Below are 16736 nucleotides of genomic sequence, written 5' to 3'. Positions count from 1 at the left end.
CCTTGAGGGTGCGGGCGGCGCGCGCCATGAACCAGATCATGGTGGCCACGAAGAAGGCGGCGATCAGCATCACCCAGCCTTCGAAGACGTCCTGGTTGAACCCGGTGCGGGAGAGAATGACCGCTCCCGCCACGCTGGCCGTCAGCGCCGCCCCCAGGGCCACGTACACCACGCGGCGCAGCTCCGGCCGGCCGATCTTGGCCAGGTAGGCCAGCGTGATGCCCACGATGAGGGCGGCTTCCACTCCCTCGCGCAGGGTGACGACTAAGGTCTGGAGCATGCCACGTCCATTATGAAAATGAAATTCAATTTCAACTTAAATTCTACGTGCGGCTGGCGCCGCCGTCAATGGACGTCACACCACGCTGTGAGCCTCATCACGCTACAGCTGCTTGAGGAACCGTCTCGCCTGCTCCAATTCAGGGAAGAGCTTCTCGTCCGCCTGGAACTGCCGAGGATGCACGCAGCGCCGGCTGCCGCGCAGCCGCACCGGATGCTTCAGGTGCAGCATCTCGTGGTAGACGAGGTACTCGACCGCGTAGCGAGGGACTGAGGGGCGGTCGAAGATGCGACTGATGACGATGGTGTTGTGCGCCGGGTCGTAGTGACCCAGGCTGTTGCGGGCGTGATCGCGGCTCCAGGTCATCTGCGGACGCCCCAGCAGTCCGTGGAAGTATCGGACGTTGAGGCGATCGAAAATGGCCTCGAGGTCATAGACACGGCCGCGCGGAGAAACGATGTGCTTGCGTCCGCGCATCTGGCGCACCAGATGGGTGCGAGCGCTCATCGGCCGGCTGGAAATGTACTTGCGGTAGCGCGCCGCGCGCGCCGGCGCGATGGGCTTGCGATAGAGCTTGGCCAGCAGGATGTGAGCGATGGCCTCCAGCACGGAAGGCGGCGCCCCCTCCAGCAGGTCAGAGATGCGAACCCTCGCGGTCCCCTCCCGCAAGCGGATGGTGTTGTTCACGTTGGCGAAGCGGTAGAAGCGGATGTCGAAGGCGGGCGCGGGCGCGCGCGGGCGCAACTCCCGGTACATGTGCTCGAAAACCTCCGTCAAAGCTGGATTCACAGGGAGCGGGCGGGGGAGCATGGGGGTCACTTCTTCTTCTTGAACTGCTCTTTCTGTTCCTCCAGAAGTTCCTGCGCGTTTCTCAGCCCGGACTCCACCGAGTCGATCGCGTCCTCGAGGGCGAAGTTGTAGGCCTTGGACTCTTTGGCACCGGCGGAGCTGGCGGCGGCCGCTGCCTTGAAGTCTTTGAGCCGCGCCGCGAAGTCGCTGGTTGCGGCGATGATGTCGGCTAGCGGCTTGCGCAGGTCCTCCTTGCGGGTGGCATAGGCGTCCACGTTGTCGCTGAGTTCGTCCACCAGGTTGCCGAAGTCCTCCAGCAGATCGTGGATCTGCTGGCCGCGATCGGGGTCGGCTTTGGGGTCAGCGTACAGTGCCTCGGCGGACTCCAGCCGCTGCCGGGCGAACTTGATGAACAGCTTCAGTTTGAGCGGGGGGTCCTGCGCCGCTTCGCGGAGCTGGTCGGTCTCCACCTCGGTGAGCGGGTCGCGGTGGATCGTCGCCCCCGCCGGCAGTGCCAGCACCGCCAACCATGCCAGGAAGCAGGCCGCCTGTGCAATCCACTTCATGGTTGCCTCTTTCCCTCGCCGAACATCGCATCCAGGAGTTGGTCCTGGATGTGCCCCAGCTCCTTCACCGCCTGCTCCACCGTCGGGCGGTCGTCGATAGCCAGCGTCTTGCTGATGTCGTTGAGCCGACGCGCGGCCCTGCCGATGGCGATCTCGGTCTGCTTCAGCTTCTTCTTGGAAGTGCGCGCGGCGTCGCGGGCCTTCGCGGCATAGGCCACCGCATCCCGCACCGCGGCCTGACCCTCCTCCACCTTCCCGTCGGTGAAGTGCTGGTTCGCCAGCTCCACTTCTTCCCGTGCCACCCGGGCACACAGGAGGGCCTGCTCGCCCCCGGAGGTGACAGCGGCCTTGGCCTTCAGCTCCTCCAGGGTCTCCCCCGTCATCGCTAGGCAGGCGAGCGACACGAGCAAAAGAGCGGCCGAGGTTCGGACGAAAGCGCGCATGTCTACTTGGGCTCGATCGCCTTCAGGCGATGACGGGCCTTCCACTCCTCGTCGGGATACTTGCCGTTGGCCACCAGCAGGAACTGATGGTAGTTCTGGGCCGCCTGCTTGAAGTCTTTCAGGCTGTCGTAGGCAGTGGCCCGCATGAAGTACGTCCCCGGGTTCTCGGGATAGAAGCGGGCGCGCGTGTCCAGGGCCTGGATGGCGGTGGCGTAGTCCTTGTTGCGCTGGGCGGCGAATGCCAGGTCGAAGTAGGCTTCCTTCAGCTTGGGATCGGAATTCACCGCCGCTACGAGTACGGCCTCCGCCTCAGCGAACTTTCCCTGGCCGGTGAGCACTAGCCCCAAGGCATGGTGCAGTTCGGCATTCTTGGGATCGCGCGACAGCAGCCGCCGGTAGTGCAGCGCCGCCGGTTCGTACTGCTTGGCTTCGAGATAGAACGCCGCCAGCTCGCGCTCCGCCACCGGGTCGGTGGAGTCCTTGGCGGCCGCCTCCAGCTCCGCCACACCCTCATCCTTTCGCCCCAGTTCCATCAAGACGCGCCCCAGCTGCACGCGTGCGGCGGCATTGGCCGGCTCCAGCTTCAAAAGTTGGCGCAGGGCGGCCTCCGCCTCTGCCCACCGCTTGCCCTGGGTATGGACCTGCACCAGCCCTTCCAGCGCCTCCGCGGAGTTGGGATCGAGCTCGAGAGCCTTTTGGAACTCCGTCTCGGCGGCCTTGAGGTTGCCTTGCCGCTCCAGCACTCCTCCGGCGGCAAGACGTGGCCTGGGATCCTTGGGATCGAACTTCGCCGCCTCGGCATAGGCGCTCAGGGCTTCAGCGGGGTTCTTCTCCTTCAAGACGTCGCCCAGGACTCCCCAGGTCCGCGCCCATCCCTCCTGCGGCTTCTCGGTGGGCTTGAGCTTGGTGGCGGCGCGCAGGAAGGTTTCCGCCTCCGCGCTCCCGGAGGCGGCAAGCAGCATCCCCAGATTCAAGGTGGATTCGAAGACATCCGGCTGCGCCGCCACCGACTTGCGGTAGGCGTCGATGGCCTCGGGGCGCCGGTCGGTCTCGTTGAAAACGAAGCCCAGGTCGAACCAGGCGCGATAGTTCTTCGCGTCCTTGGCCACCGCCTCGCGCAGCTCGCGCTCCGCGGCCGCCCAATCCTTCTTCTCGATGTCCGCTTCCGCCTCCGTCACCGCCCGCGCCGCCAGAGTCTCGTCCGACGGGATGCGCCGATGCGAGCCGGTCTTCCGCGTCTGTGCCGGAGCGCTGGCTACGCAGACCACCAGCACGCCGGCCATCATCCAGATCAGCAGTCCCTTATTTGCGCCCGTTCCCACGAGGTTTGCCGTTGCCATATAGGATACTCGCAAGGAACTTCCCGGTGTGCGAGTGCGGGGCCTTGGCGATGGCCTCCGGAGTCCCGGCGGCGACGATCTGTCCGCCACCCTCGCCGCCCTCGGGGCCCAGGTCGATCACCCAGTCCGCGGTCTTCACCACGTCCAGGTTATGCTCGATCACCAGCACCGAGCCTCCGGCCTCCACCAGCCGCCGGAAGGCCGCCAGCAGCTTGCTGACGTCATCGAAGTGCAGGCCGGTGGTGGGTTCGTCGAAAAGGTAGAGCACACGCCGCGGGGGAGCCTCACGCTTGCTGGCTGGCCCGCGCTTGGGACGGGCGGCCTCGCGGCCTGCCGGCCCGAGGTGCGCCGCCAGCTTCATGCGCTGGGCCTCGCCACCGGAAAGCGTGGTCGCCGACTGTCCCAGCCGCAGGTAACCCAGTCCAATCTCCTCCAGCACGCGCAGCTTCTCGGTGACGCGGGACACGGCGGCGAAGAACCGCAGTGCCTCTCGCACCGTGAGGTTCAGGACTTCATGGATGTTCTTCCCGCGATAGCGGATCTCGAGCACCTCGGGTTTGTAGCGCGTGCCCTTGCACTCCTCGCAGATCAGCTCCACGTCCGCCAGGAACTGCATCTCCACCGTGACCGTGCCGTCGCCCTGGCAGGTCTCGCAGCGGCCGCCGGGAACGTTGAAGGAGAAGTGGCCGGGGGGGAAGCGCCGCTTCTGGGACTCGGGCAGGGAAGCGAACAGGTCGCGGATGCCGTCGAAGGCCTTGATGTAGGTCACCGGATTCGAGCGCGGCGTGCGTCCGATGGGCGACTGGTCCACCAGCACCACTTCGTCGAGGAACTGGGCGCCTTCGACTTTGTCGAACCAGGGCTGCGCCGCACCCACGCCGCTGCTCTGGCCCTTCATCGCCGCCAGCGCCTGATAGAGGACGTCGTGCACCAGCGAGGACTTGCCCGAACCCGAGACTCCGGTAACCGCTACCACCATGCCCAGCGGGATGGTCACATCGAGGTTCTTCAGGTTGTGAGCGCGCGCGCCGCGCAGCCGGAGCTGCCGGGAATCCGGCTTGCGGCGGCCCGTGGGGAGCTGGATGCGAAGGTCCCCGGACAAATATCGGCCGGTGAGGGAAGTAGCCGTGCGCCGGATCTGCGCGTAGGTCCCGGCGGCGATCACCTTCCCGCCGCTCTCCCCCGCGCCCGGGCCCAGGTCGAGGATGCGGTCGGCCGCGCGCATAATCTCAGCATCGTGCTCCACCACCAGGATGGTGTTTCCCAGGTCGCGCAGTTCGTGCAGGATCTGGATGAGCCGTTTGGTGTCGCGCGAGTGCAGGCCGATGGAAGGCTCGTCGAGGACGTAAAGCGTTCCCACCAGGCGCGAGCCCAGGGAGGTGGCCAACTGGATGCGTTGCGCCTCGCCGCCCGAAAGCGTCGAAGACAAGCGTTCGAGCGTCAGGTATTCCAGGCCGACCTCGTTCAGGAACTTCAGCCGGTCGCGGATCTCCTCCAGGATTTTTCCCGCGATGTCCATCTGCTGCGGGCGCAACTCCAGTCTGGCGAAGAAGGTCGCGGCCTGCTCCACCGTCATGCGGCAGAGGTCGCAGATGTTCTTCCCGGTGATGCGCACCAGGCGCGCCTCCTCCCGCAGCCGCGCACCCTGGCACTCGGGGCAGGTGGCGTATCCGCGGTAGCGGCTCAGGAAGACGCGCACGTGCAGCTTGTACTTCTTGCGCTCCAGATGCTTGAAGAAGCCCTGGACGCCGGAGAACTTGCCGTCGCCCTCGAGCACCAATCGCTGCGACTCCGGCTCCAGGCGCGACCAGGGCACGTCGAGCGGGACGTCCTTTGCGCGGGCCACGCGTTTCAGCTCGGTGAGCAGGAAGCGGTACTTAGGTTTGGTCCAGGGCTCGATGGCGCCCTCGGTCAGCGTCTTCGATTTGTCCGGGATGACCAGGTCGAGATCGAAGTCGATGGTGTTGCCGAAGCCCTGGCAGCGCGGGCAGGCGCCGTAGGGATTGTTGAAGGAGAACAGGCGCGCTTCGGGCTCGTCGTAGCGCAGGCGGCACTGCTTGCACTCGAAGCGCTGGGCGAAGCGCAGGGTCTCAGGCGGCGCGCCGTCCCGCGGCACGGTCTCAAAGATGGCCTCGCCGGATTCGCGGTAGCAGATCTCGGCCGCATCCACCAAACGCGCCCGCACGTCAGGCGCGACCGCGATCCGGTCCACCAGGAGAAACACCGGCTGCGCGAAATCCACGTCGAGCAACGACTCCGGCGTCGAGAACTCGAAGATCCAGCCACCCTGGTAGAGCCGGTTGAAGCCCCGCCGCCGCAGCTCGAAAAGTCGGGCCTTGAGAGCGACGGCATCCTTCAAGGCTGCGGCCGTCTCCACTTTCTTGCTTTTCCCGCGAGGCTTTCCCGGGGGCGCGGGCGACGTGGCGGGCACTTGCAGCGGGAAGAGCACGTTCAGCCGCACGCCTTCGCCTAACTGCAGAACGCGGCCGGCCACCTCGTCCACCGTGTCCTTCTTGACCTCGGCGCCGCACTGCCGGCAGTAGGTGGTGCCCACGCGGGCGAACAACAGCCGCAGGTAGTCGTAGATCTCGGTGGCGGTGGCCACGGTGGAGCGCGGGTTGCGCGTGGTGTTCTTCTGCCGGATGGCGATGGCGGGCGCGATGCCGTCGATGAAGTCCACGTCCGGCTTCTCGATGCGCTCCAGGAACTGCCGCGCGTAGGCGGAGAGCGACTCCACGTACCGCCGCTGCCCCTCGGCGTAGATGGTGTCGAAAGCGAGCGAGGATTTGCCCGAGCCCGAAACCCCGGTCACCACCGTCAGGGTGTTGTGGGGGATCTCGAAGTCGATATTCTTGAGGTTATGGACGCGGGCGCCGCGGACCACGATGCTTTCGGTGGGCATGGGGAAAAGGATCGGGCAGCGCTCAGACAACTCCGGCAAGCGCTGCCGAACCTTTGATTATAGTCTGGAAGCGCTGGGCGGGAGGGGAGCGCGGAAGCTCAGGAATCCTGCTGATCTTCCTGGTCGTTGCGATTGCGGTAGCGGAAGGCGACGCCGACGATGGCCGCCATCATCCCCAGGGTAGGGAAGAGCAGCACGGCCACAGCGCGGGTGAAGGTCTTGCGCCCCTTTTCGCCGGTGGCGTCGGCGCTCGAGGAGCACATGGAGCAGCCCTGTCCCAGGGCCGGCGCGGTGATCGCCAGCATCAGCAGCAGGACGAGAGCGTATTGCCGCAGCTTCATTTCACCCCCAAATGTAACACGCGCAGGGCATCGGGCAGGAAAACGCACATCAGGCACAGGCACCCGACCACCGCGGTCATGAGCACGATTTTCATGCGCGCCATCTCGAACTTCAGGTGCATGAAGTAGGCGATGATGAACGCCGCTTTGATGACCGAGAGCACCATCAGCACGCCCAGCATGTGCGGTGGGTCGAAAACCTGCTTGTAGGCCAGCATGATCTCCACCACCGTGATGACCAGCAGGGCGCCCCACACCCAGAAGTACTGGCTCTTTCCCTCGTCGTGATGCGCCGCCGCTTCCGACATCGTTCCTCCGCCTCAGACTACCTTGGTGGACATCAGGTACACCAGGGGGAAGATGAACATCCACACCAGGTCCACGAAGTGCCAGTAGAGCCCGCTTACCTCGACGTCATGGGCGTCGTACACCTTGGGCCGCAGCCACACAATGATTGCAGCCACGATGGCCGAGAACAGCAGCACGTGGATGCCGTACTTGAAGGGGCTGTCGGCGGGCAGCATCAGCCACCCCACCAGCCACAGCACCAGCAGGATGGGGATGAACTTCTTCCGTAGCGCGATCACGCCCAGGTAGATGACGCCGATGGTCACGTGCAGCATGTGCATGCCGGTGAGTCCGAAGAAGGTCGCCGGGAACTGCGGCACGGCTTGCGTCGCCTTGGCCAGTTCTCCCGCCGCTTCCGTAGCTCCTTTGGCCTGGGGGAAGATGGGCAGCCGCAGACCTTCGTGGATCAGGCCGTTCCACTCCATGGCGTGCAGCACGATGAAGGCGATGCCGAAGAACATGGTGGCCAGGATCCAGTTGAACTGCCACTTGGAGTCGCCGCGGCGCGCCGCCAGCACCGCCAGCACCATGGTGAGGGAGCTGGAGAGCAGGCACGCGGTCATCACGCTGGCGTTGGCGATGCTGTGCGCCCCAAACGGCGTCGGCCACTGCGGCGTGGAGAGCCGCCCGTAGCTGTAGGCGAACAGCAGCGCTCCGAAGGTCAGCGAGTCGGAGAGCAGGAACAGCCACATGCCGACCTTCTTGGAGTAGGCCCCGAGAAACGGCGGCTCGAAGGCCCCCGCTTCTGCAGGAGGATGGACTGCCGCGTCTGCCATCTTCAATGGTCTCCTATTTGGTGAACTGCAACAGCGCGAAAATGTAGATCCACAGCACCGCCATGAAGTGCCAGTACCATGAGGTCACCTCCACCACCATGCGGCGCCTCTCCCAGGCCTGGGAAAGGATGGCGGTGGCCGCGGCGTAGAACAGCGCCAGCACGCCTCCCACCAGGTGGATGGCGTGGGTGCCGGTCAATAAATAAAAGAACGAATTGCTGGGATTGCTGGAGATAAATATGCCTTGCCGCGCCAACTGGCTCCAGGCCATCCACTGGCCTGCGAGGAAGCCCAGCCCCAGCACCAGGGTGATGGAAAGCCAGGGCGCCGAAGAAGCATTCACCGGCGCCACTCCTGGGACGGCTGGTACCTCGGCCAGCGCCGCCTGGTGGGCCATGCTGCGCCGAGCTAGCTCCAGCGTGATGCTGCTGGCCAGCAGAATGGCAGTGTTGATCCACAGGATGTCGGGCAGCTCCATCGAACGCCAGTCTTCTCCCAGCCCTTGCCGGACGATGTAGGCGCTGGTAAAGGCCACGAACAACATGGCAATGGGCGCCAGGGCCACGACCACCCCGATGCGGTTGCGCCGCAGGCGGTCGCCGAAGTCGGGGCGGGCGTCGTCTCCGCCGTCTTCCGCACGCGGGGGAGCGCCACCGCCGCCTGAGTGCGGCCGTTCCTCGACCAGGGTTGGGTTCAAAGTCGCCATAGGGAGCTAGTGCGCCGGGACGCTCGCCTCGTCTGTCTGCATGATGTAGTCCTTGGCTGCGCCCGGCACGCTGTACTCGTAGGGACCGTGGTGCACTACCGGGGAATGCCCGCCGAAGTTGTCATGCGGAGGCGGCGAGGGGATGGTCCACTCCAGCGTAGTCGCCTCCCAGGGGTTGTCCTCCGCCTTCTTCCCCTTGAACATGCTCCAGAACAGGTTGACCACAAAGATCAGTTGTCCGGCGATGGTGATGAAGGCGGCGTAGGTGATGAACTTCTGCACCGGAATCAGCGGATGCAGGAACTGCACCACGTCCAGTTGTGAGTAGCGGCGCGGGTGGCCGGCCATCCCCAGGTAGTGCATGGGCATGAAGATGGCGTAGCTGCCGATGAAGGTGAACCAGAAATGCGCCTGGCCCATGGCATTATTCATCATCCGCCCGAACATCTTGGGGAACCAGTAATAGGTGGCGGCAAAGATGCCGAAGATGGCGGCCACGCCCATGATGAGGTGGAAGTGTCCCACCACGAAGTAAGTGTCATGCAGGTAGATATCGAGCTGCGGCTGCGCCAGGATCGGCCCACTCAGCCCGCCGGAGACAAACATGGAAACGAAGCCCACGGCGAAGAGCATGGGCGTGGCGAAGCGCACGCGGCCCCGCCAGATGGTCCCCAGCCAGTTGAAGGTCTTGATGGCCGAGGGCACTCCGATGGCCATGGTCATCACCGAGAAGGCGAAGCCGGAGCGGGGGTCCATGCCGCTCATGAACATGTGATGGCCCCACACCAGGAAGCCCATGGCGCCGATGGCCATGATGGCGTAGACCATGGCGCGATACCCGAAGATGGGCTTGCGGGAGAAGGTAGAAAGAAGCTGAGAAGCTACGCCCATTCCGGGGAGGATGGCGATGTAGACCTCAGGATGTCCGAAGAACCAGAACAGATGCTGCCAGAGCAAGGGCGAGCCGCCCTGGTGGTGGATCAACTGGCCGTTGACCACCAGGCCGCCGGGGACGAAGAAGCTGGTACCGGCGTTGCGGTCGAGCAGCAGCAGGATGCCGCCGGCCAGGAGCACTCCGAAGGCCAGCAGGGCGAGGATGGCGGTGACGAACCAGGCCCAGCAGGTGAGCGGCATGCGCATCAGGGTCATGCCTTTGGCCCGCATGTCCAGGACGGTAGTGATGAAGTTCAGCGCGCCCATCAGCGAGGCGCCGCAAAACAGCGCGATGCTGATGATCCACAGGTCCATGCCCAGGCCCTGCCCGGGCCCGGCGCTGGGGATGGCGCTCAGCGGCGGATACTGGGTCCATCCCGAGAGCGGCGCGCCGCCTTCCACGAAGAAGGCCGCCAGCATCACCAGGAAGGAAAGGAAGGTGGTCCAGAAGGAGAGCATGTTCAGCACCGGAAAAGCCATGTCCGGCGCCCCGATCTGGATGGGGAGGAAGTAGTTGCCGAAGCCGCTCTGCGGCGCCGTGGTCAGCACGAAGAACACCATGATGGTGCCGTGCATGGTCAGCAGCGTCAGGTAGGTCTCCGGCTTGATCTCGCCCAGCAGCGGCAGGTGCGCGGTCGGGTACACCAGGTGGATGCGCATCAGCAGCGAGAGGAACATCCCCACGAACACCGCCACCAGCGCCAGGAAGTAGTACTGGAGACCGATGACCTTGTGGTCCAGGCTGAAGATGTACTTGCGGATAAAGCCGGTGGGTGCTGCGTGGGCGTGCGCTTCCGTCAGGGCGTGCGACTCAGTCATCTTTCTGTGTTCTCCAGAAGTTCCAATCGCGAAGATTCGGTTCTACTGCTCCAGCTTCTCTTTTTCCCGCGCCGCCATCCACTCGTCGAATTCTTTCTGAGGGACGATCTTCACGTCGGCGCGCATCTTGTAATGCCCCAGGCCGCACAACTCGGCGCAGGCCGCCTCGTAGTTGCCCAGCTTGTTGGGCGTGAAGTGCATGGGGATCAACAGCCCGGGAACGGCGTCCTGCTTCACGCGCATCTCGCGCACGTAGAAATCGTGGATCACGTCCTGCGCCCGCAGCGTGATGCCCACCTCTTTATCCACCGGCAGCATCAGGGTGCCGGTGACGATGTCGTCTTTGCCGGCGGGATCGGTCGGGTCCAGACCCACGGCGGCGTCGTTACCCTGGGAGGCGTCGATCAGCTCGGGCTTCAGGCGCCCGAACTTTCCGTCCGGCCCGGGATAGCGGAAGTACCAGTTGAACTGCACTCCCGTCACTTCCACCTGGGTGGCATTGGGGCTGGCGGGGCGCATCTTGGCTTCCGCCCAGACGGAATAACCCATCAGGTTCAGTCCGATGAACATCACGGCTGTCAGGCTGGTCCAAACGACTTCGAGGCCGGTGTGCCCGTGGGAATAGGTTGCTGCGCCCGCGCCGCTGCGGTCGCGATACTTCCAGACGAACAGGCCCAGGCCCAGTTGCGAGGCCAGGAACACCACGCCCATGGCGATGTAGGAGAGCTGGAACTGGGCGTCGATGGCGCCGCCCTCGGCAGAGGCCAATCCCGGCATCCACCAGGTGTGAGCGTAAAAGAAGTAGGAACTTGCGAGGGTGATCAGCCAGATGATGAACAGAAGCGCCAGCCCCATTGATTCAAGCCCCGTGGTTAAGGATGGTCGTTGCGACTTCTGGCTGCCATTCGCAGCTTCGAAGTCGCGGGCGAACGCGAAAGAATATCACACAGGCCTGTGAGTTCTGCACAATAGATTTTTTTCGGGTGATGAAAACCGCATCACTGCCGTGATTGCGCGCGTCCATGGGCGGAGTGGGGCATTCGGAAGGCGGCTACTTCTTGGAGCCGTTGCGCACCAGATTGAGGAAGGCGGCGTGCACGCGCGTGTCTTCGGAGAGTTCCGGGTGGAAAGTGGCGGCCATGATCTTCCCCTGGCGGACCAGCACGGGATCGTCGCCGGCACTGGCCAGCACCTCGACGCCCGCGCCTACGCGCTCGATGCGCGGCGCGCGGATGAACACCATCTCCAGCGGCTCTTCTCCCAGCTGCGTCTTGCCGAAGCGGATGGAGCTTTCCAGCTGCCGCCCGTAGGCGTTGCGGCGGATGCGCATATCCAGCGCCCCCAGACTCGGCTGCGGCGGATTCTCCACGTCTTGCGCCAGCAGGATGGCACCGGCGCAGGTCCCGAAGGCGGGCTTGGTCCGAACGAAGTCGCGTAGCTTCTCCAAGAATCCGTCCTGCTCGAGGAACTTCAGGAAGGTGGTGGATTCACCCCCGGGAATGACCAGAGCGTCCACGGCGTCGAGTTGCTCAGGCTTCTTGACCAGGAGGGTCTGGGCGCCCAACTGCTCCAGGCGGCGCCGGTGGGCGTCGAAGTCGCCTTGGATGGCTAGGACGCCGATGGTCATTGCACTGCCGCCTACCAGCCGCGCTTTTGCAGCAGCTCGGCTTCCGGCAGACCGGCGATCGCCAGGCCCTTCATGGCGCCGACCACCCCCTGGCTGGCCTCGAGCAGGATGGCCGGGTCGTCGAAGTGGGTGGTGGCCTTCACGATGGCCACGGCGCGGCTGCGTGCCTCTTCCGGTTCGGCAAACTGGGTGGAGTCCTTCATGAAGATGCCTGAGCCGACGAACACCGACTCCGCGCCCAACTGCATCACCAGCGCCGCGTCCGCGGGCGTCGCGATGCCGCCGGCAGAAAAGTTGGGTACGGGCAGCCTGCCGTCACGCGCCACCATGCGTACCAGCTCGTAAGGCGCTTGCAGGTCCTTGGCCGCGGCGTAGAGCTCTTCTTCGCTGGCCACGGTGAGCCGCTTCATCTCCTGCACGATGGCGCGCATGTGCTTGACCGCGTGCACTACGTCGCCGGTGCCGGCCTCGCCCTTGGTGCGGATCAACGCCGCGCCCTCGGCGATCCTGCGCAGCGCCTCCCCCAGGTTGCGCGCTCCACAGACGAAGGGCACCTTGAAGGCGTGCTTGTCCACGTGGTGCGCCTCGTCGGCAGGCGTCAGCACTTCGGATTCGTCGATGTAATCCACTCCCATCTGTTGCAGAATCTGGGCCTCGGCGAAGTGTCCGATGCGGCACTTGGCCATCACCGGGATGGAGACCGCGTCCATGATCTCGCGGATCTTCTTGGGCGCAGCCATGCGGGCCACGCCGCCCTCGGCGCGGATCTGCGCCGGGACGCGCTCCAACGCCATCACCGCCACTGCACCGGCGCTCTCGGCGATGCTGGCCTGCTCGGCGTTGGTCACATCCATGATGACCCCGCCCTTCAGCATCTCGGCCAGGCCCGTCTTCAGCCGCAGGCCGGAACTCCCGTTTTTCTCCGACATAACTTCCTCTTCTTTCCGGAAGCGGCGCGCGGCCGTCCGGAACAGCTTTCATTTTACTCCAGCGGACTTGGCCCAACCCTTCGGCAGGTGGCGCGCGAACATCTTCAGGGGGTCGATGGCGAGGAACAGGGCCTTCCCCCGCGCCAACACCTGGCCGCGTCCGTTGAGAATCTCGGCCACATTGGTGTGACGCCGCCCCCGCACCCGTAGTTCCCAGGACTCTACCCGCAGCGGCCGGTCGAGCGGCACCGGCTTCAGGTACTCGACCTTTAGCTGGGAGGTCACGGCGATGACGTGGCGCAGCTTGTTCACCTTGCCCATGGCCTCGTCCAGGAGGGTGGCGATCACACCACCGTGGGCGTGCGCCGGAGGCCCGGTGTACCTCCGCCCCAGCCGGAAGCGGCAGACGAAGCGCTTGCGCCGCGGCTCGTAGTGAAACTTCAGGTGCATGCCGTCCGGATTGTCCTTGCCGCAGGCAAAACAATAATTGCGGGGGATATGAATGTGCCGGGTGCCGTGGCCGTGGACTCGGGTCTTCTTCGCCATGCCTCGCTTCCTTAAGGGGAATAGGGCTGGCATCTTACCAGCCGGGTCTTGCCGTCTCTCTAACCATTCGATGAACTCTGCAACAGTTCGACCCTGAATCTTGGCACTACGCTGCACGGACCGCTTTTTGGGCGGTTTTCCCTATACGGCGTCCAGGCTATGTGTTTATTCTACTTAGGCTTGCAGTACTTGCAGGAGCGACGGGCGTGTGCCCGGCGTTCGTTTATCCCGGACTTATCTGAGCTAAGGAGGCTCGATGCCGGAGTTAGAAACCCCCAGCTACCACGCCAATAACTTTGTGCGCGCGTTCCGCCGCTGGTTTGTGCCCTACGTACAGTCCCGCGTGATGAAGGACGAATTCCGTCCTCTGCTCTCCTACCTGTTCACCGAGTGGAAGTGCAACGTGGACTGCCACTATTGCTGGGCCTTCAACAACAAAGTGAAGGGCATGACGGAAGAGACCGCCGTCCAGTCCATCGACTGGCTGAAGTCGGTAGGCTGCCGCGTGATTGCCATCATGGGCGGCGAGCCCCTGCTGCGCCGCGACATGATTCTCAAGGTGGTGGACTACGGCACCAAGAACGGCTTCTTTGTCTACCTGCCCACCAACGGCATCCTGATGAACGAGGACTTCATCGACCGGGTGGGCGACGCCGGCGTGGCCGCCATCAATCTGGCCGTGGACTGCCTGGAAGAGAAGCCCGGCCTGGCCAAGAACTTCAAGCGCATCGAGAAGCAGTTCCACTACCTGGTGAAGCAGCAGCGCAAGTACGGCTACATGATCGTCTTCAACACCAACATGTGCCGCCACAACCTGGAGGACGTGAAGGTGCTCACCCAGATCGCCCACGACAACGGCATCTCCAGCGACGTGCACATCAACGAGCCTCCCTACATCGAGCAGCCCCACTTCCAGCATCTGGACGATAACGTCACCTACATCCGCCCCGACGATTGGGACCGGGTGGACGAGGTCCTGGACTGGCTGATCGAGAAGAACTCGCAGGGCTACATCATGGTGAATTCCAAGGATCACTTGCGCAAGATGAAGGACTTCATGCGCGGGGTCACCTATCCCTGGAACTGCCGTGCCGGGCACAACTCCTGCGTCATCCGCACCGACGGGACGCTGGCGCCCTGCTTCCCCATGTACTCGGCCAAGACCGACTGGGGCAAGGTCGGAGAGCCCAAGTTCGATAACCAGCAGCTGGACGAGATGAAGAAGGTGTGCAACTCGCACTGTCTCTCCACCTGCCAGTACGTGCTGGGCTACTACTACAATAACGCCAACGTCATGCGCTGGATCATGAAGCAGGGGCTGCACGGCTGGAGCGGCCGCCCCTCCACCGACAACTAACCGCGTTTCCGCTTTTCCCAGCCCCCTCCGCGGAGGGGGCTTTTCTTTTGCCCCGGCGCGGGCCTCTCCCCAGCGGCAGGGAATCCATCCGGTACCCCATCTTGGCCCCGAGGACAAATTTTCACTCCACAGGGGTAGAATTTCCCCTATAATCCCGAGGCTACCCCTTGCCCAAGCCATGACTCCCGGAACCACCGAGGTCCGCCGCATCGCCATCGTCACCACCGACGAGTCGGTCATGCCCGACGTGGAGAAGTTCCTCGCTCCTACCTTCAACACCACCTTTCTGAACAATCCGGACGACATCCTGCCGCTGCTCACCCAGGTCCCCCTCGACGCCATCATCCTGGATGTGGATACCGTCGCCGGGTCCACGGCGCAGGGCCTGGACGTACTGCACGAGCTGCGGGGGATGAGCGCGGAGTTCGTCCTGGTCGCCCTGACGCGTTCTCACAGCCACAGCCTGCGCCGCAAGGCCACCGAATCGGGGGCGGACGACTTCTTCGTGGCGCCGGTGGATTTCGACGAGCTGCGCCTGACCCTGGAGCGCGCCCTGGACCACCGCCGCATCGAGATCGAGAACCGCCGCCTGCGCGACCAGATCATGCAGAAGTTCAGCTTCTGCGAGCTCATCGGTGGCAGTGAGCCCATGCGCCGCGTCTACGACGCCATCACCCGCGTGGCCGATAGCACCACCACCATTGTGATTCGGGGGGAGAGCGGCTCGGGCAAGGAGCTGGCGGCCCGCGCCATTGTCATGACCGGCCCCCGGTCCGAGAACGCATTCATCAGCGTCAACTGCGCCGCCATCCCCGAATCACTCATCGAAGCCGAACTCTTCGGGCACGAGAAGGGCGCCTTCACCGGGGCCGTGGCCGCGCGCGCCGGGCACATCGAGGCGGCCCACGGCGGGACCCTCTTTCTGGATGAGATCGGCTCGTTGCCCCTGCCCCTGCAGAGCAAGCTGCTGCGCGTGCTCGAGGACCGCGCCGTACAGCGCATCGGCGGCCGCGGCGTCAAGAAGGTGGACTTCCGCCTCATCACCGCCACCAACGAGGACCTGGAGGAAGCAGTGCGGGACGGAAGGTTCCGCGAGGACCTCTACTACCGCATCCACGTGGTCCCCATCTTCCTGCCTCCCCTGCGCGAACGCCAGGGCGACATCCCCCTGCTGGTGGACCACTTCATGCGCATCTACTGCACCACCAACGACCTTCCTCTGAAGCGCTTCGAGCCGGAGGCCCTGGAGATACTGGAGGAGCACCCCTGGCCGGGCAACGTGCGCGAACTGGAGAACCTCATCCAGCGCCTGGTGCTGATGGTGGAGGGTAGCTCCATCACCGTCAAGCAACTTCCGCAGCAGATCCTCATGACCAGCACTGTGGGCCACGAGTCGCTGCTCATTCCGGAGAAGGGAATCGACTTCGATAAAGAGATGGCCCGCATTGAAGCCGCCTACCTGCAGGCCGCCCTGAGCCGGTCGGGCGGCAAGAAGGTGGCTGCGGCCCACCTCCTGCGCATCAATCCGCAGAAGATGAAGTACCTCTGCCGCAAGTATCGGATTGAGATGGGTTAAAAATTAACCCTACTGGGGTTTAATTTTTTACTCCGGCCGGGTTTCTCACCTCCGGTTCGTGCCAGCCCAGCGCCTCCGCAGCCGCAACCTATTGAATCTAAGACCGCTGAAAAATCCCTCCCGCCGGCCCTGTTTGGCATTCCCCTTGCACTAGACAACAACGCAAGCAACAGAAGTCAGGCCTCAGGGAAAGTCCAAACCTATAAAGAGAGGGAACAATCACATGGCAATCGAGAAGAAGAGTTTGATCAGCAACATCGCGGCCGCCAAGAAGGCCATCATTGCCGCCCAGCGGGATTTGCAGGGCGGCACGGGCCTGCAGGGTGGCACTGGACTGCGGGGCGGAGCCGGTCTGAAGGGCGGAGCTGGCCTGAAGGGCGGAGCTGGCCTGAAGGGCGGAGCTGGCCTGAAGGGCGGAGCTGGCCTGAAGGGCGGAGCTGGCCTGAAGGGCGGAGCTG

The 16736-nt window shown here is 64.3% G+C and carries 18 protein-coding genes; 3 read left to right on the top strand and 15 right to left on the bottom strand.

Translation table 11 applies throughout. From position 1 onward, the window contains the following. The 15 genes from VGQ94_07065 to VGQ94_06995 all read right to left on the bottom strand — a co-directional run. On the bottom strand, nucleotides 1-280 hold a 280-nt coding region (locus VGQ94_07065), incomplete at its 3' end, for an FTR1 family protein (protein ID HEV2022275.1). A 102-nt stretch (nucleotides 281-382) separates the two neighbouring features. Next, the gene (locus VGQ94_07060; GenBank protein HEV2022274.1) at nucleotides 383-1057 is read right to left on the bottom strand and encodes a M48 family peptidase; all 675 of its coding nucleotides are present in this window, start codon (nucleotides 1055-1057) and stop codon (nucleotides 383-385) included. Nucleotides 1058-1095: 38 nt separating this feature from the next. Then, nucleotides 1096-1635: a hypothetical protein gene (locus VGQ94_07055; protein ID HEV2022273.1), complete on the bottom strand. Its 540-nt coding sequence runs from the start codon at nucleotides 1633-1635 to the stop codon at nucleotides 1096-1098. Then, on the bottom strand, nucleotides 1632-2018 hold the full coding sequence (locus tag VGQ94_07050) for a hypothetical protein (GenBank protein ID HEV2022272.1): 387 nt from the start codon (nucleotides 2016-2018) through the stop codon (nucleotides 1632-1634). The genes VGQ94_07055 and VGQ94_07050 overlap by 4 nt, the downstream gene beginning before the upstream one ends. Before the next feature lie 62 nt (nucleotides 2019-2080). Then, nucleotides 2081-3418 carry a tetratricopeptide repeat protein gene (locus tag VGQ94_07045; GenBank protein HEV2022271.1) on the bottom strand — a complete coding sequence of 446 codons (1338 nt, stop codon included), beginning with the start codon at nucleotides 3416-3418 and terminating at the stop codon, nucleotides 2081-2083. Continuing rightward, a complete protein-coding gene (uvrA, locus tag VGQ94_07040; protein ID HEV2022270.1) occupies nucleotides 3381-6320 on the bottom strand; it encodes an excinuclease ABC subunit UvrA in 2940 nt (979 codons plus the stop codon). The genes VGQ94_07045 and uvrA overlap by 38 nt, the downstream gene beginning before the upstream one ends. Before the next feature lie 98 nt (nucleotides 6321-6418). Beyond that, nucleotides 6419-6661, bottom strand: a complete 243-nt coding sequence (locus VGQ94_07035) for a hypothetical protein (GenBank protein ID HEV2022269.1) — start codon at nucleotides 6659-6661, stop codon at nucleotides 6419-6421. Further along, nucleotides 6658-6969, bottom strand: coding sequence for a cytochrome C oxidase subunit IV family protein (locus tag VGQ94_07030; GenBank protein HEV2022268.1), 312 nt, complete (start codon nucleotides 6967-6969; stop codon nucleotides 6658-6660). The genes VGQ94_07035 and VGQ94_07030 overlap by 4 nt, the downstream gene beginning before the upstream one ends. Before the next feature lie 12 nt (nucleotides 6970-6981). Further along, on the bottom strand, nucleotides 6982-7785 hold the full coding sequence (locus VGQ94_07025) for a hypothetical protein (protein ID HEV2022267.1): 804 nt from the start codon (nucleotides 7783-7785) through the stop codon (nucleotides 6982-6984). Between the two features lie 13 nt (nucleotides 7786-7798). Then, nucleotides 7799-8491 (bottom strand): heme-copper oxidase subunit III, encoded by a 693-nt coding sequence (locus VGQ94_07020; protein ID HEV2022266.1) that lies wholly within the window; start codon nucleotides 8489-8491, stop codon nucleotides 7799-7801. A 6-nt stretch (nucleotides 8492-8497) separates the two neighbouring features. Further along, a complete protein-coding gene (locus VGQ94_07015; protein HEV2022265.1) occupies nucleotides 8498-10243 on the bottom strand; it encodes a cbb3-type cytochrome c oxidase subunit I in 1746 nt (581 codons plus the stop codon). A gap of 42 nt (nucleotides 10244-10285) precedes the next feature. Continuing rightward, nucleotides 10286-11098: a cytochrome c oxidase subunit II gene (coxB, locus tag VGQ94_07010; protein HEV2022264.1), complete on the bottom strand. Its 813-nt coding sequence runs from the start codon at nucleotides 11096-11098 to the stop codon at nucleotides 10286-10288. A 196-nt stretch (nucleotides 11099-11294) separates the two neighbouring features. Then, nucleotides 11295-11870 (bottom strand): pyridoxal 5'-phosphate synthase glutaminase subunit PdxT, encoded by a 576-nt coding sequence (pdxT, locus tag VGQ94_07005; GenBank protein HEV2022263.1) that lies wholly within the window; start codon nucleotides 11868-11870, stop codon nucleotides 11295-11297. Nucleotides 11871-11881: 11 nt separating this feature from the next. Further along, nucleotides 11882-12799 (bottom strand): pyridoxal 5'-phosphate synthase lyase subunit PdxS, encoded by a 918-nt coding sequence (pdxS, locus tag VGQ94_07000; protein ID HEV2022262.1) that lies wholly within the window; start codon nucleotides 12797-12799, stop codon nucleotides 11882-11884. Between the two features lie 48 nt (nucleotides 12800-12847). Further along, nucleotides 12848-13345, bottom strand: a complete 498-nt coding sequence (locus VGQ94_06995; protein ID HEV2022261.1) for a PaaI family thioesterase — start codon at nucleotides 13343-13345, stop codon at nucleotides 12848-12850. A gap of 256 nt (nucleotides 13346-13601) precedes the next feature. Between VGQ94_06995 and VGQ94_06990 the strand changes: the two genes are divergently transcribed. The 3 genes from VGQ94_06990 to VGQ94_06980 all read left to right on the top strand — a co-directional run. After that, nucleotides 13602-14702, top strand: a complete 1101-nt coding sequence (locus VGQ94_06990) for a radical SAM protein (GenBank protein HEV2022260.1) — start codon at nucleotides 13602-13604, stop codon at nucleotides 14700-14702. 178 nt (nucleotides 14703-14880) lie between these two features. Next, on the top strand, nucleotides 14881-16278 hold the full coding sequence (locus VGQ94_06985; protein ID HEV2022259.1) for a sigma-54 dependent transcriptional regulator: 1398 nt from the start codon (nucleotides 14881-14883) through the stop codon (nucleotides 16276-16278). 223 nt (nucleotides 16279-16501) lie between these two features. Beyond that, nucleotides 16502-16736, top strand: a 235-nt coding sequence (locus tag VGQ94_06980; protein HEV2022258.1) for a hypothetical protein, incomplete at its 3' end; no start/stop codon positions are given.

The organism is Terriglobales bacterium (assembly GCA_035937135.1).
Taxonomy (GTDB): domain Bacteria; phylum Acidobacteriota; class Terriglobia; order Terriglobales; family Acidobacteriaceae; genus DASYVL01.
This window is presented reverse-complemented; position numbering and strand designations above follow the sequence as displayed.